Here is a 15445-nt window from a genome sequence, read left to right as displayed (position 1 = left end):
TTAAGGCCTATTCTATGAAATTTATCAACACCGTATTCCTTGCCACATCTGCAATTGCGCTAGCTGCCTGTGCCAGTGTCAGTACCCCAGAAGGAGGACCAAAAGATACCACACCTCCGACATTGGTCAGCAGCACTCCCGCCGATCAGCAACTGAACGTAAGCACCAAAACTATAAGCCTGAAGTTTGATGAGGATGTACAGCAAAATAACCTCCAGAAAGAATTACTCATTACGCCATACACCGATAACAAGTATCGGATAAAAATGGATAATGAAGTGCTGATACTGACCTTTGATAAACCGCTAAAGGATAGTACCACCTATACTTTCAATTTCAGGAATGGTATTGCCGACATAAAGGAAAAAACTGTTGCCAAAGGTTTGAAGCTTTCTTTCAGCACCGGATCCTTTATAGATACAAGCAGAGTAGCAGGCCAGGTAATTAACCTGATGACACAGGAACCGGAAGCAGATGCAATCGTTGCGCTGTATCCTGCAGAAGATACCATGAACATTAGGAAGAGCCGGCCTTACTACCAGGCACAGGCTGATGCGCAGGGTCAATTCAGTTTCGAGAACATCCGCGAAGGCAACTATAGAATTTATGCACTGCAGGATAAAAACAACAATTCGCTTTATGATAACGAGGGGGAGAGGATCGGTTTCCTGAAAGACCCTATAAGTATAAAAGCGGACTCTCAGAAAGTAACGCTGCAGACATTTATAATTGATACGAAAAAGCCGATTGCCTTGCAGCGACAGAAAATGGCAGACAGATTTACCATAACGTATAGCGAAGGCCTTGAGAAAATAAATGCAGTTACAGCCACTGGAAAAGATACCATCTACTATAAGGCATTGCCGGATGGCAAAACAGTGGAGCTGTATAAAAATCCGAAATTCACTGGTGGAAAAGCCCTCGTAACGGCTGTGGATTCTGCGGGCAATAATACCCTGGATACAATTCAGGTAGATTTTGGCCCGGATTATACACAACGCGTAAAAGGTGCAGCTATTAAAGATATCAACAAGAAAAACGGCCAAACCTTGTACCGGCCAGGACAAAAACTGACTTTAGAATTACAGGCTCAGGCTACTATCAAGGGCAACTCGCCGGTAACTATACAATCCGATACAGCTACCAGTGTCGCGTTAAAATATCCGGAAGAAGTAAAGCTAGATAAAACCGCCACCGAGCTGACAATTACAATTCCGAAACTAAGCAACAGGCAGGCTCCTTATACTATAGTTTTAGATAGCACGCAGATCGTACCGTTACAAGGCAAAGCATTGAGTTTCCCGCCGCTTGCTTTTAACGTTGGCGAAAATAAAGGAACTGGAAGTGTACAGGGAACTATAACTACCAAAGTCAAATCATTTATAGTTCAGTTACTCGACAACAAATACAAAGTAGTGAAAGAATCGAGGAACACGCGAAACTTCAAGTTCCAGAATATAGAACCTGGAGTTTATAATATCCGGGTACTGGTTGATGAAAATAATAATGGACAATGGGACAGAGGCTCAGGAAAATTTGACCGGGAACCTGAAAGGGTATATATGTATCCCAACCAGGTAGAGATAAGAGCCAACTGGGAACTGGAAGACATTAAAATCGAACTATAGCAAAAAGGAGATCCAAACGGGGTCTCCTTTTTTTATGCCCATAGTTTCACAGCGTAACATACAGCATTTCCGGATTGCAGGCTCATCATGTTCCACTGAGGTTAAAAGGATCAAAATTGTCGCCCGAAACAGGAAAATCTAAAACAAAAACCTGAAAACAGAAGTTGCTAATAGAAATCCACAGAATGGTGTGGTATAACTGTGGATAAGCGTGGGCAACTTATTGAAAACACCAACTACATGCTCAGCTCCAAACCCGAAAGAGGGCTGTTCCACGCTAAAAAGTGGAAACAGGTTTATAAGTTCACGTCAAAAAAACAGTTTTCCACGCGTGGAACAGGTGTGTAAAAAGAAATTCACATAAAGTACCCAAAAGTGGATAAGCCATTTAAACAACTGAACTATAAAAACATCAGAAGTTTAAAACTGTGGAACACCTGTGGAAGAAATTCAGAATCCTTAACAAGTTATCAGACTGGCCCGTGAAACATGAAACTTATACACTTGTTAACAGCCTAAATAATGAAAGAAAGAGAGATTTAAGAATTCAATTTTTTAAAATAATTAAGAGGTTGAATGTGTGGAAAGGTGTGGAACAGGAAGAAAAAAGGAACCCAAAAAAAATTTATAGGCTATCTTTAAGGAGATAAAAATTTAAGAACCGAAATAAAACGAATGAAATTAGCGCTGAAACTGACACTCCCGTTCGAAGATCCTGTACTGATATTTACGCTGGTACTTTTTATAATTCTGGTGTCCACGATAATTCTGAAAAGAGTTAAGATACCAGGTATAGTAGGGTTGATTATAGCGGGGGTTATAGTTGGGCCGAATGGTTTCGGAATAATGGAGCGCGACGCCAGCATGATCCTGTTCGGGACAGTTGGTATATTATACATCATGTTCCTAGCCGGTCTGGAGATGGACATGGTCGGCTTTAAAAAGACAAAGACAAGAAGCATTACCTATGGTGCCCTTACTTTCTTTATCCCGATAACGATAGGCGCTTTAACATTCCTTTATCTCTTTGATTACGAATTGAAGTCAGCTATTCTGCTGGGGTGTATGTTTGCCTCTCATACGCTGCTGGCATACCCGATCATCTCAAAACTAGGGCTGGCAAAAAACGAGGCTGTTACAGTAACTATAGGCGGTACCATTATTACAGATACGGCAGTGCTGATCGTGCTCGCGATTATAGTGGGTTCGATGGAAGGAAACGTAAGCATGGTGTACTGGATGATACTGGCCCTTAAGCTGGCGGTTTTCGTTGCAGTAGTTCTGTTCGTTTTCCCGGTGATAGCCAAATTTATATTTAAGCAGCTGGAAAGCGAGAAAGGTGCCCAGTTCATATTTGTACTGGCAATGGTATTCGCAGCTTCGTTCCTGGCTGAGTTGGCAGGTGTAGAGGCAATTCTGGGAGCGTTCCTGGCAGGCCTTGCTCTTAACCAGCTGATACCGCACACATCAGCGCTCATGAACAGATTAGAGTTTGTGGGAAACAATATTTTCGTTCCGTTCTTCCTGCTGAGTGTAGGTATGCTGGTAGATGTGAGCGTGTTGTTTGAGGGTTGGGTAGCACTGGCAACTATAGTTACCGTCATTGCACTGGCCATCCTTACAAAATGGATTGCTGCTTATATAACTCAGAAACTATACGGGTACTCCATAACGCAACGGAACCTGATATTCGGACTAAGTACAGCAAGGGCCGCAGCAACCCTGGCCGTTATACTGGTTGGTTTTGAGTTAGGTATAATTGAAGAATTCGCGCTGAACCTAACCGTGGTGCTGATTCTGGCCACCAGCCTTGCAAGTTCTTTTATTACGGAAAAAGCAGGGCGTGCACTGGCTATCATTGAGAGCCGCAGAAAACCGGACCTGAGTGAAAAGCCGGATCGAATTTTAGTACCTATCGCCAACCCTGCCACTATAGAAAACCTGATAGACCTTTCTATCATGCTCAAAAACCCGGACTACCATGAGCCTATCTACCCGCTGGCAGTGGTGATAGATAATGAGCATGCCGAGGAAGAGATCTTCAAGAAAAATAAAATGCTGCAGGAAGCAATTAAGCATGCCTCAGCTACAGACAACGATGTACAGTTGGTTTCTAAAATAGACATGAATATCTCGAGTGGGATATTACGGGCTATTAAAGAGCTTATGATAACCGAAGTGGTGTTGGGCTGGAATGCCAAGATAACAACCCGCGACAGAGTATTCGGAACGGTGCTGGATAACCTTCTGGAGAAGACAGAGCAGATGATCCTGGTGTGTAAGATCGCAGAGCCCCTGAATACCACCCGCCGCATTATAGTGATAGTGCCACTGAACGCTGAACTGGAAAGAGGGTATCTGAGATGGATCAGGGCCGTTAAAAAGTTGTCGAGCCAGCTAGGTGCCAAAATTATATTCCGGGGCAGGAGAAGAACCCTCAACAAGATCAGGCAGACGCTGGCCACAACCAAGCCAGCCGTAGAAGCAGAATTTGAACCGCTTTCAAATTTCAGTGAGTTCGGGGACATGAAGACCAGCCTCACCAAAGATGATATGATTGTGGTGGTATCAGGCAGAAGAGGAACTGTATCCTATAACAACACCATGGACTATGTACCGAGAGTGTTGTCGAGAGACTATAAAGAGAACAGCTTTATTATAGTTTACCCGGAGCAGAACCCCATGGCAGAGCAGGACAACATGTATATAAACATTGCGTATGGCAGAGATGCCTAAAAATAACAAAGCCTTCAACTATAGCCTGGACTTCGATAAAACAGATTTCAGGAAACACCCGGAACTATACCGGGTAGGCAAGGGAGAGCAGGGTGTATTGCTGGTAGAGCCCTACAAATCTGAAATTCTGCCGCACTGGCGTTTTAAAACACCGGAAATAGCCACGGAATCGTCAGAGAAGATCTATAGTTTGTTTGAAGAATACCTGGAGCAGGAAGATTTTGTGGGGGCTGATATGGCGCGTAAATTTCTGCAGATGGGCTATACACGGGCAAGGCGCTATGCCAACCATAAATCCGGGAAGAAGTATAAAGGGCCTGTACCGGACGATAAAAAAGGACAGAGCGGGGCACATGGCCGCGATGAACTTCCGAGAGAAATGGATCCGGTAAAAGCAGAGGCAGCTGCCATATTTAAAGCAAAGTGGGACCTCGCGAAGCAAAATAACAACTATATCAGGCTGAAAGAGGCTTTCCAGGCGCGTTACAGCGGATAAAAATAATTAGCTGTAACCGTAATATCGCAGAAAGAGTAATTCACATATCTTTGTAAAAAAAGAAACACACTATAAAGAAATGATCAATAAAGACATCAGGTTAGGCAAGGGACTTGGTAAGATCAAGTTCGGCCTGACAAGGGACGAAGTAGAAGAGCTAATCGGCGAACCCGAGGAAGTTGAAGAATCGGATGAGGAAGATGAGTTTGAACACGAAGCCTGGAATTACTGGGAAGAAGGTTACTCGCTTTATTTCGATAAAGAAGATGACTACCGCCTGAGCTGCATCGAGACGGCAAACCGCGAAGTGCAACTATGGGATGAGCGCATTTTTGAAATGAGCCAGGACCAACTGAAAGCTGTATTTGCTGATCATGGTATTACTGACCCGGAAGAAGAGGAAATGGAAGGCGGCGAAACCCGCATCTCTTACGAGAGAGAAATGATCGATCTGTACTTCGACGAGGACCAGCTGATTGCGGTAAACTTCGGCGTCTTTATAGATGACAACCTGGAAGTGAAGTGGCCTGAGAAATAAGCAGGAACTAAACTATAAACTATAAAAAAGGCGCTGCAGATTTTGCAGCGCCTTTTCTGTTTTACGAGAAACTATAGTTCTTATTTAAAGAAGAAATGCTTCACTTCTTCCTGCATCACCGGGTTAATGGCAATTGCCAGGATAAGCGATATGATCAAACCTATAGTTACAGAAAGTATATCCTTACCTATTAGTCTGAAAGTTTTCGCGAATTTCTCACCGCTATCATGAGCTCGCAGACGCATACCCAACTCACGACCTGCCAGTAAACCTACAAACACCCAGGTAGTACTCATCGGTATGTTGTTCACTTCTTTAAAGTAATAAAGGATAAGGGCGTATACCAGGTCAATAATGGTTGCGCTTCTCACATCACGTACTTCCGATTTCTCGTTTATTACGTTCTGTATCTTATCGCCTTTTTTATAGAACAGGAAGCCCAGGCCAAGGAAGATAAAGCCGGCAAAAGCCAGGAATTCATATACATTTAACTGACGCGGAAGATAAACCGCAATGTTTGCCAAATCCTGAGCCAGCCAGATATACCACAGGAAACCGCTGATCATCCATTGGGCAACCGTCCAGAAGGAGTGTGCTTTGCCTTTGATAAACCGCTTGATAACCTTGGAAAGTAATAGATAGATGATTAAAGCAGAGACGAACGCCAGAATGTAGCCTGAAAAACTTTTGCTGACCATGCTGACAACGGTGCCGCCTGTAGCCGAGAAAACACTCAGCAGCATAAACGTGGTTGAAACCGGGATACGGAACCTGGTTAATAGTAGCAAAATGATTGGTGAAGCTAACTGCAGGTAAACGAAGCTCGTCGGGGTTTTATCAAGGCCAGGAGTAGCCAAACGCTGATACGAAACGTCGCCATCAAATACCACCCAACTATAGCTTACTGTAAATAGGAAGATCAGGCCCATAAAAAGCCACTGCCAGTACCATTTCTTGTCTTCGTTAGAGCCAATAAATGTACCAATGGTCTGAATACTGTCGTTGGCAATGGCGGAATAACCGGCAAAAGCAAAACCCACCCACATAGCTATGCCAGGATATGGATAAAGTGCTCCTGCAGCTATTAAAGAGAAAGCGATAAAGTATAAGAATTTTTTTTCTTTTTGAAGAACTACATCAACAAGGCTATACCTTTTGGTAAACTTGTGAGGGTGAGCCTCTAAAACGTGCTTCGGACTCTTTTTAGATTTAGGCATTCTGGTATCTAAAAGTGGAAAATTGAAAAACGGCGCAAGTTATGTTAATTTAGGTGTTATGCTTGTATACCTAATGTTAAGGAATTGTTAACATACCAGACCAGTTACCTGCAAAAACTGTAAACTACGTTTGGCAGTAGCATTACTAAAAAAGGCTATCTTTGCACCATGGCAACAAAAGAGAAAACGACTGAAGAAAATACCCAGTTAAAAGACATCATCTCGCACGCGAAAGAGTATGGTTTTGTATTCCCTTCGAGCGAGATTTACGACGGCATGCAGGCCGTGTACGACTATGGCCAGATGGGCGTGGAGCTGAAGAACAACATAAAGCAGCTCTGGTGGAAATGTATGACCCAACTGAACGAGAACGTAGTCGGGCTGGATGCTGCCATCTTTATGCACCCGCTAACCTGGAAAGCCTCCGGCCACATCGACAGCTTTAACGATCCGATGATCGATAACAAAGACTCGAAGAAGCGTTACCGTGCCGATGTACTGATAGAAGAAAAAGCTGCCCAGTTCGAGAATGAAGGCAAAGTGGAAGAAGCCGGCGCGCTGCTGGCTGAAATGGGCCGCTTGCTGGAAGCCGAAGACCTGGATGGTGTACGTGAGCTTATCATCCGTGAAAATATAAAATGCCCGGTTTCCGGTACCACCAACTGGACCGAAGTGCGCCAGTTTAACCTGATGTTCTCGACGCAGGTTGGTTCTGTAGCCGAAGATTCCCAAACAATTTACCTGCGCCCTGAAACAGCACAGGGTATCTTCGTTAACTTCCTGAATGTGCAGAAAACCGGCCGCCTGAAAGTGCCTTTCGGTATTGCGCAGATCGGGAAAGCTTTCCGTAACGAGATCGTGGCCCGTCAGTTCATTTTCCGCATGCGCGAGTTTGAGCAGATGGAGATGCAGTTCTTTGTGCGCCCTGGCACCGAAATGGAATGGTACGAGAAATGGAAAGCTGCCCGTAAGACCTGGCACGAAGCCATTGGTATTCCGGCTGAAAGCCTGCGCTACCACGATCACGAAAAGCTGGCGCACTATGCCAATGCTGCCGTTGATATTGAGTACAAGTTTCCGTTCGGCTTTAAAGAAGTAGAAGGTATCCACTCGCGTACGGACTTCGACCTGACCCAGCACCAGGAACTGAGCCGCAAAAAAATGCAGTACTTCGACAACGACCTGAATGCAGACGGCAAGCCATACGGTAACTATATTCCTTATGTGATCGAGACATCGGCTGGTGCTGACCGCCTGTTCCTGATGACGCTTTGCAACGCGTATCAGGAGGAAGAGATCACTGAAGGGGAAGCTACCAAAACACGTACGTTCCTGAAACTGCATCCGGCTCTATCTCCGGTAAAAGCTGCTATTCTTCCGTTAACCAAGAAAGACGGCCTGCCAGAGAAAGCGACCGAGATCTTCAACTCATTGAAGTTTGACTTCAACATGATCTACGAAGAGCGCGACAGCATCGGGAAGCGTTACACGCGCCAGGACCTGATCGGAACACCGTTCTGTATCGCTGTTGATCACCAGACGCTGGAAGACAACACTGTTACCGTTCGTGACCGCGATAGCCGCGAGCAGGTGCGTATGCCAATTGCAGAACTTAGAACCTACATTGATAAAGCCGTTAACTTCCGTAGCATTCTGGAAAAAATAGCTTAAGTATAAACTATAGATCAAGTAAAAGCCGAAGGTTCTAAAGCCTTCGGCTTTTTTGCTTTTGGCAACTATAGTTCATGTGATCTCTGTTGAAAAATGGCCTGTTGCGTTCGCCCTCGCTCGCGTCCCGCGAGTGTGAGCTGTAGATCGGCCTCTGGCCGCCTTGGATGTTATACTACATACTACAAGTTTAGTGCTAGCTTAAAGTGGGGTATGATTGTCCTTTCTTATTGATGTTCCCTGTGGAAAAATATCCCAAAAATGACCCGGGCTATAGTTTGAAAGCACATTTCATACAATTTCTACACGGTTGCCAGCGGCTCATAAGTTGCTTAACTATAGTTCCTGTGCAACTATAAAACGGTGTAAAAACCCAACCTTTTCCATTAGCTTAAGTTACAAAGGGCAAATACCCTTAAAACTTATTTACTATGAACAAATGGATTGCCTATGCGCTGGTGGTGCTCTTACCCTTTCAGTTCGGCTGCAGCGATGATAACAAAGAAGTAGTACAACCCGACCCGGACCTGACAGAAGCGGTGTTACAGGAACGTGTAGTTACCGAAAACCTTACTCACCCCTGGGAACTCGCCTGGGCTCCGGATAATAGCATCTGGATGACGGAGCGTGGTGGAAAAGTTAGCCGCGTAAATCCTGAAACTGGCGCTGTAACCGTAGTAGCAACTATAGCAGATGCAGAGTCAAGGGGCGAAGGTGGCTTGCTGGGCATGGCCCTGCACCCAAACTTTAGCACAACACCTGAAGTTTTCCTGGTTTATAACCATGTAACCGGAGGCGAATACTCTGAGAAAGTTGTAAAATATACCTACAACGGCACCACACTTATAAATCCGGTAGTGCTGTTTCAGGGCATTGGTGCATTAAACTATCATAACGGAAGCCGCCTGCTCATCACGCCGGATATGAAACTATACATTACGACCGGCGATGCGGGCACCGTGCAATGGGCTCAGGATCTGAGTTCGCCAAATGGAAAAGTGCTGCGCATTAACCTGGATGGCTCTATTCCGGCTGATAATCCTTTTTCCGGCAGCGCGATCTGGAGTTTGGGTCACCGCAATGCCCAAGGCCTGGCTTACGCCAACAATAAACTATATAGCAGTGAACATGGTCCCGAGAAAGACGACGAGATCAACATCATCCAGAAAGGCCGCAACTATGGCTGGCCTGTAGTTAACGGTTTCTGCAACGAAGAAGGAGAAAAGAAATTCTGCCAGGATAACAACGTAGTAGAACCCCTGGTAAGCTATACACCAACTATAGCCTTCAGCGGTATGGACTATTATAACAACAACCAGATCCCGCAGTGGAAGAACTCGTTGCTGGTTGCCACCCTGAAGGATAATACACTTTACCAGTTCAAACTAGATCAGGCAGGCGATAAGATAACAGAAACTACAGAGTTTTATCGCTCCAAGTATGGCAGACTTCGCGATGTTCTGGTAGCGCCAAACGGCAAAGTTTATATAGCTACCGGTAATGGCTCCAACGATAAAATTATAGAGATCAGCCGCAGTAACTGATTGTTGAAAGCTGAGTCGAATTTAGCTTATACTTTCCGGTTTGGGGCTTTTAACCTTATTTTTCAACTATAGTTTCTGCTCTGTTCCACAAGGAACAAAACCATAGATCAGGTTAGGTTGTTAACTATAAACCGAGATCCTTAACCTAAACTATAGCACTATGACAAATGCATCGAAAACAAAAAGCAGTCAGACCCCTGAAAAAGATCCTTGTTGGAAAGGCTACGAACAAGTGGGCATGAAAAGCAAAGATGGCAAACAGGTCCCAAATTGTGTTCCCGAAAATAAATCTTCAGCAAAAAAGAAAAGTTAGCTTAGGCAAACTATAAAGTAAAAGCTCCGCTCAAAACGGGGCTTTTTGTTTTAGCACTAATAGGCTATAGTTGTTGTTAGCTTTAAGAAGGAACGTTAGAGATTTTGAGTCTGTAAGAATGAGCAAAAATCCCTAACTTTACCGCCTTGTAGTCAAACTGCTAACTATAGCTGCTTAATCTATAGTTTATAGTTTTGATAGCAGTGATTTCGTGAGATAAAGATAAACCTGAAAACGGTGAAGTATAACGAGTATAAAAATCTGAATTACGCCAAGCTTGGCGAAGACGTACTGGCTTTCTGGAAAGAGCATAACATCTTCCAGAAGTCTGTGGCGACGCGTGAAGGCAACGATAACTTCGTGTTCTACGAAGGGCCGCCATCTGCAAACGGTACGCCGGGTATTCACCACGTAATGGCCCGCGCGGTTAAAGATATTTTCTGCCGCTACAAAACCCTGAAAGGCTTCCAGGTAAACCGCAAAGGCGGCTGGGATACACACGGCCTTCCGGTAGAGTTGCAGGTGGAGAAAGAGTTGGGTATTACCAAAGAAGATATCGGCAAGAAGATCACGGTTGAGGAGTATAACCAGCGCTGCCGCGAAACGGTAATGCGTTTCAAGGACCAGTGGGACGACCTGACCGAAAAAATGGGTTATTGGGTAGACCTGGACAACCCATACATCACTTTCGAGAACGAATACATCGAATCGTGCTGGGCACTGCTGAAGCGCCTGTATGATAAGGGGTATCTTTACAAAGGCTACACGATCCAGCCATACTCGCCGGGAGCAGGTACAGGGCTTAGCTCGCATGAGCTGAACCAGCCGGGTTGCTACCAGATGGTAAAAGATACCACTATTGTAGCGCAGTTTGAGCTGAAGAAGATCACCCGCAATATGTTCCTTTTCGAGAACGAAGATGAACCTATATATTTCCTTGCCTGGACGACCACGCCGTGGACGCTTCCGGCAAATACCGCTTTGGCCGTAGGAAAAGGTATAAAGTACGTGAAGGTGAAAACCTACAACCCATATACTTACGCACCTATCTCAGTTATACTTGCCAAAGATCTAGTAAGCCGTTACTTCAACGACAAAGCAAAAGACATTGCCCTGGAAGATTATAACCCGGGCGATAAACTGGTACCGTTTAAAGTGGTAGGAGAGTTTGTAGGCGCTGACCTGGCAGGAGTGGAGTATCACCAGCTGATGCCTTACGTGCAGCCGGATAAACCAGCATTCAGAGTTGTGGTTGGTGATTTCGTGACGACGGAAGATGGTACAGGTATCGTGCATATCTCGCCAACGTTTGGTGCCGATGACTTTAGAGTTGCCGCTCAGAACGACATACCGGCCCTGATGGTGATGGACGAGAATGGCAAACCAATGCCGCTGGTTGATAAGCAGGGTCGCTTTGTGAAAGAAGTAACCGATTTTGCCGGCATGTACGTGAAGAACTACGACGGCCAGGATGAGTCTGCACCAGACTATAAACCGACGGATGTACTGATCGCTATCAAACTAAAGGAAGAGAACAAAGCCTTTAAAGTAGAGAAATACGAGCACACTTACCCGCACTGCTGGAGAACGGATAAGCCGGTTTTATACTATCCATTGGATAGTTGGTTCATCAAGACTACTGCTGTGAAGGAAAGAATGATCGAGCTGAACAAGACGATCAACTGGAAACCGGAATCTACGGGTACAGGCCGTTTTGGTAACTGGCTCGAGAACCTGGTAGACTGGAACCTGTCGCGCTCACGCTACTGGGGAACGCCACTACCTATCTGGAGAACCGAAGATGGAGAGGAAGAAGTTTGCATAGGTTCTATACATGAGCTGAGCGAGCAGATCGACCATGCTGTTGATAAAGGCTTCATGGATGCGGCTGTAGAGATAAACGACCTGCACCGTCCTTACGTGGATAACATCGTGTTGGTAAGCCCATCTGGTAAGCCAATGTACAGAGAGCCAGACCTTATCGACGTTTGGTTCGATTCTGGCGCGATGCCTTATGCACAATGGCACTACCCACTGGAGAACAAGGATATTTTCGAACAGAACTTCCCGGCAGACTACATTGCCGAAGGTGTGGACCAGACCCGTGGATGGTTCTTTACACTGCATGCCCTGGCAGTAATGCTGGAAGACAGCGTGGCTTACAAGAACGTTATCGCAAACGGCTTGGTGCTGGATAAGAACGGAAACAAGATGAGCAAGCGCTTAGGCAACGCCATCGATCCGTTTGCAATGATCGGCCAATATGGTCCGGATGCTGTGCGTTGGTACATGATCGCGAATGCGCCACCTTGGGATAACCTGAAATTCAATGCTGATGGAGTAGTAGAGACGCAGCGCCGTTTCTTCGGAACGCTGCAGAACACATACTCTTTCTTCGCGCTGTACGCTAACCTGGATAACTTCACGTATGCCGAAGCCGATGTGCCGTTGGAAAGAAGAACCGAAAGCGACCGCTGGATCATCTCAAAACTGAACACGCTGGTACAGGATGTAGATGCCTACTTAACAGATTATGATCCAACCAAAGCAGCCCGTGCCATCCAGGATTTCGTGACCGATGACCTGAGTAACTGGTACGTGCGCCTGAACCGCAAACGCTTCTGGAAAGGCGAGTACAACGAAGACAAGATAGCTGCTTACCAGACGCTTTATACTTGTTTGGAAACTATAGCCAAGCTTGCTTCGCCTATCGCGCCGTTCTACACTGAGCAATTGTTCCGTGATCTGAACAGCGTGAGTGGTAAAAATAAAGTGGAATCAGTTCATTTGGCTTATTACCCGGAAGTGTCGCTTGCGGCGATAGACAAAGACCTGGAAGAGCGTATGGCCCTGGCACAGTCGGTATCTTCATTGGTACACTCGCTGCGTAAGAAGCACATGATCAAAGTGCGTCAGCCGTTGCAACGTGTACTTATACCTGTACTAAGCGAACAAACCAAGCACCAGATCCAGGCGGTAGAAGACCTGATCATGAGCGAAGTGAACGTGAAGCACATTGAGTACATCGATGATACTTCCGGCATTCTGGTGAAGAAGATCAAGCCTAACTTCAAGAAGTTGGGCCAGGTGTTTGGTCCGAAGATGAAACTGGTAGCCGCTGCCGTACAGCAAATGAACCAGGAGGATATTGCCAGACTGGAACGTGAAGGTGGCTTTGAAGTACTGATCGCTGACGATGAAACCGCGGTGTTAACGCCGGACGATGTGGAGATCTCTTCGGAAGATATCCCAGGTTGGTTGGTAGCCAGCGAAGGCAAACTGACGGTAGCTTTGGATATAACTATAACTGAAGAGTTGAAGCAAGAAGGTATTGCCCGCGACCTGGTTAACCGTATCCAGAACCTGCGCAAGGATACCAATCTGGAAGTACAGGACAAGATCCATATCCTGATGCAGCCATCGGCGCCGGAAGTAAACGCTGCCGTTGAAAACTTCAGAAACTATATCTGCACTGAAACCCAGGCACTGAGCTTAGAGATTGTAGATGGCCTGTCTGACGGTACGCTGCTGGAAATGGACGAGTACCAGATCTACATGCAGATTCGTACTGAAACTGTAGCAGTTTAAACCATAAACGCACCCGTTTGTCTAATACTAACGGGTGCGTTTCTTTTTATTAAGTATACTTGCAGTAGCTGCTAAACTATAACCCGACAGCGCTGCTTACCTTACACACATGAAATACTGGAAATTTTACCTGCTCAGCCTTGTTGTGATCCTGATAGACCAGGCCGTAAAGCTGATCGTGCATTACAACATGGAAATGGGCCTTCCCGGCGAGATACACGTAATAGGCGACTTCTTTAAACTGCACTATACGCTGAACCCGGGTATGGCTTTTGGTGTGGAGCTGGGCTCAGACTATGGTAAACTCATGCTGACGCTGTTCCGATTAGTGGCTATGTTTGGTATTGGCTATTATTTATACTATCTGGTAAATCATGATGCACCTAAAGGTTTGGTGTGGTGTATAGCACTAATATTGGGTGGCGCAGTTGGTAATTTAATTGACAGTACATTCTATGGTGTTTGGTTTGATAATGCCTTATATGGTTCGTCTACACCATGGTTCCATGGGCAGGTAATCGATATGTTTTACCTGGACATCTGGGAAGGTATTATTCCACATTGGGTACCTCTGATGGGCGGTAAACCTATGTCGTTGTGGCCGATCTTTAATGTAGCCGATGCCGCAATCTTTATTGGTGTGTTGCTGATCCTGTTTAACCAGAAGCGTTTCTTTGGAGAACACCACGAGCAGGAGCACAGAGCTGTGCAGCAGCAGGGTTTCTAAGACAAACTATAAACTATAAAAAAGCGGCTGTTCCATGTGGAGCAGCCGCTTTTTTGTTATAGAAGCCTCTGCAATTCTGAGAGCTTTTATCCGTTTAGGAATCTGTGGAAAAGCACTTGGTTACAATCACAAAACTTCCACTTATATTTCGTGCTTTTTTACCGGTAACTATACTTCCAACTATAAAATGAAACTCCCTAAACTTTTAGGCACTGTTGCTGTAGCCCTCAGCCTGATCTCCTGCGATAATTGTGAAGATGTGAACCTTGGAAAACTGGAGTTCACCAATGCACTCATATCATTTCTCCCAGCTCAACCTGCTCCAGGGAAAAGCTATTATATAACATCCGAAAGTGGTAGGCAGCAGATGAATTATGCTGTACCCAATACAAATGCACAGGTTATCATCCCAGCTGGGAAAACGAACTACTCAGGCAAATTCGATCCTAATTCGTGTAATGAGTATTACACCGCCGAAGAAAAAGTATATACAGGCCAACCTCAGGGCGAAAGTCTGATAAGCATCAGAACAACCTATAGAAAAGATGCTGATTCGGAACGCTACAATACTATTCCGGACAAAAATGCTGTGGGTGATGTGGTCGAATTTGCAATGGGGTATAACAACATTTTCCCTGAGCCAGTACCCTACGGAACGGGTACCATCAACAGCTTTTCGGCACAGCGCTATTTCTTATTTGAAGAAGCAACCACCTCTACAATTGATAGGATAACCTATATGCAGGAATTTTTACCAACTGTAACCTTCAATGGTGTAGCGCATGAAAATGTATACCACTTGTACATAAAAGAACCCCATACAGAAGCCCATGAACCAAGATCTGATAAGTATCCTTTGGATTTTGTGGAAGGCATTTACATAAAAGAAGGTATCGGTTTAATTCGTGCTTATACCTACAGGGGCAAGCAGATAGATGTAACTATACAGTAGCGAATACGGCAAAAACTGTTATTTTTACCTGAAGCATA

The 15445-nt window shown here is 45.3% G+C and carries 11 protein-coding genes; 10 read left to right on the top strand and 1 reads right to left on the bottom strand.

Annotated features, from left to right (window positions below):
- The first annotated feature begins 14 nt into the window (after positions 1-14).
- The 4 genes from KYK27_RS05445 (at position 15) to KYK27_RS05430 (ending at position 5398) form a co-directional block, all read left to right on the top strand.
- Positions 15-1628 carry an Ig-like domain-containing protein gene (locus KYK27_RS05445; protein WP_199108966.1) on the top strand — a complete coding sequence of 538 codons (1614 nt, stop codon included), beginning with the start codon at positions 15-17 and terminating at the stop codon, positions 1626-1628.
- Between the two features lie 675 nt (positions 1629-2303).
- Positions 2304-4364: a cation:proton antiporter gene (locus KYK27_RS05440; protein ID WP_199108965.1), complete on the top strand. Its 2061-nt coding sequence runs from the start codon at positions 2304-2306 to the stop codon at positions 4362-4364.
- A complete protein-coding gene (locus tag KYK27_RS05435) occupies positions 4357-4860 on the top strand; it encodes a DUF4385 domain-containing protein (protein WP_199109243.1) in 504 nt (167 codons plus the stop codon). The genes KYK27_RS05440 and KYK27_RS05435 overlap by 8 nt, the downstream gene beginning before the upstream one ends.
- 79 nt (positions 4861-4939) lie before the next feature.
- On the top strand, positions 4940-5398 hold the full coding sequence (locus tag KYK27_RS05430) for a hypothetical protein (protein ID WP_199108964.1): 459 nt from the start codon (positions 4940-4942) through the stop codon (positions 5396-5398).
- 80 nt (positions 5399-5478) lie between these two features.
- Here the strand turns inward: KYK27_RS05430 and KYK27_RS05425 are convergent, their stop codons facing one another.
- Positions 5479-6615, bottom strand: a complete 1137-nt coding sequence (locus KYK27_RS05425) for a hypothetical protein (RefSeq protein ID WP_199108963.1) — start codon at positions 6613-6615, stop codon at positions 5479-5481.
- A 168-nt stretch (positions 6616-6783) separates the two neighbouring features.
- Here KYK27_RS05425 and KYK27_RS05420 point away from each other — a divergent pair, with 168 nt between their 5' ends.
- The 6 genes from KYK27_RS05420 to KYK27_RS05395 all read left to right on the top strand — a co-directional run bounded on the left by KYK27_RS05420 (position 6784) and on the right by KYK27_RS05395 (position 15407).
- The gene (locus KYK27_RS05420) at positions 6784-8286 is read left to right on the top strand and encodes a glycine--tRNA ligase (RefSeq protein ID WP_199108962.1); all 1503 of its coding nucleotides are present in this window, start codon (positions 6784-6786) and stop codon (positions 8284-8286) included.
- A 428-nt stretch (positions 8287-8714) separates the two neighbouring features.
- Positions 8715-9827 carry a PQQ-dependent sugar dehydrogenase gene (locus tag KYK27_RS05415; protein WP_199108961.1) on the top strand — a complete coding sequence of 371 codons (1113 nt, stop codon included), beginning with the start codon at positions 8715-8717 and terminating at the stop codon, positions 9825-9827.
- A gap of 160 nt (positions 9828-9987) precedes the next feature.
- On the top strand, positions 9988-10140 hold the full coding sequence (locus tag KYK27_RS05410; protein ID WP_199108960.1) for a hypothetical protein: 153 nt from the start codon (positions 9988-9990) through the stop codon (positions 10138-10140).
- 237 nt (positions 10141-10377) lie between these two features.
- Complete coding sequence (ileS, locus tag KYK27_RS05405; protein ID WP_199108959.1) at positions 10378-13728, top strand: isoleucine--tRNA ligase; 3351 nt, start codon at positions 10378-10380, stop codon at positions 13726-13728.
- 109 nt (positions 13729-13837) lie between these two features.
- Complete coding sequence (locus KYK27_RS05400) at positions 13838-14455, top strand: lipoprotein signal peptidase (RefSeq protein WP_199108958.1); 618 nt, start codon at positions 13838-13840, stop codon at positions 14453-14455.
- Positions 14456-14642: 187 nt separating this feature from the next.
- Positions 14643-15407, top strand: a complete 765-nt coding sequence (locus KYK27_RS05395; protein WP_199108957.1) for a hypothetical protein — start codon at positions 14643-14645, stop codon at positions 15405-15407.
- The last annotated feature ends 38 nt before the right edge of the window (positions 15408-15445 follow it).

It is taken from the genome of Pontibacter populi (assembly GCF_019336435.1).
Taxonomy (GTDB): domain Bacteria; phylum Bacteroidota; class Bacteroidia; order Cytophagales; family Hymenobacteraceae; genus Pontibacter; species Pontibacter humidus.
Note: the sequence above shows the minus strand (reverse complement) of the source record. Positions and strands in the feature narration are given on the sequence as shown.

What these genes read in the sequence shown, in the direction of transcription:
- KYK27_RS05445 (WP_199108966.1), top strand. Translation starts at nt 15, where the DNA reads ATGAAATTTATCAACACCGTATTCCTTGCCACATCTGCAATTGCGCTA.
- KYK27_RS05440 (WP_199108965.1), top strand. Translation starts at nt 2,304, where the DNA reads ATGAAATTAGCGCTGAAACTGACACTCCCGTTCGAAGATCCTGTACTG.
- KYK27_RS05435 (WP_199109243.1), top strand. Translation starts at nt 4,357, where the DNA reads ATGCCTAAAAATAACAAAGCCTTCAACTATAGCCTGGACTTCGATAAA.
- KYK27_RS05430 (WP_199108964.1), top strand. Translation starts at nt 4,940, where the DNA reads ATGATCAATAAAGACATCAGGTTAGGCAAGGGACTTGGTAAGATCAAG.
- KYK27_RS05425 (WP_199108963.1), bottom strand. Translation starts at nt 6,615, where the DNA reads ATGCCTAAATCTAAAAAGAGTCCGAAGCACGTTTTAGAGGCTCACCCT.
- KYK27_RS05420 (WP_199108962.1), top strand. Translation starts at nt 6,784, where the DNA reads ATGGCAACAAAAGAGAAAACGACTGAAGAAAATACCCAGTTAAAAGAC.
- KYK27_RS05415 (WP_199108961.1), top strand. Translation starts at nt 8,715, where the DNA reads ATGAACAAATGGATTGCCTATGCGCTGGTGGTGCTCTTACCCTTTCAG.
- KYK27_RS05410 (WP_199108960.1), top strand. Translation starts at nt 9,988, where the DNA reads ATGACAAATGCATCGAAAACAAAAAGCAGTCAGACCCCTGAAAAAGAT.
- KYK27_RS05400 (WP_199108958.1), top strand. Translation starts at nt 13,838, where the DNA reads ATGAAATACTGGAAATTTTACCTGCTCAGCCTTGTTGTGATCCTGATA.
- KYK27_RS05395 (WP_199108957.1), top strand. Translation starts at nt 14,643, where the DNA reads ATGAAACTCCCTAAACTTTTAGGCACTGTTGCTGTAGCCCTCAGCCTG.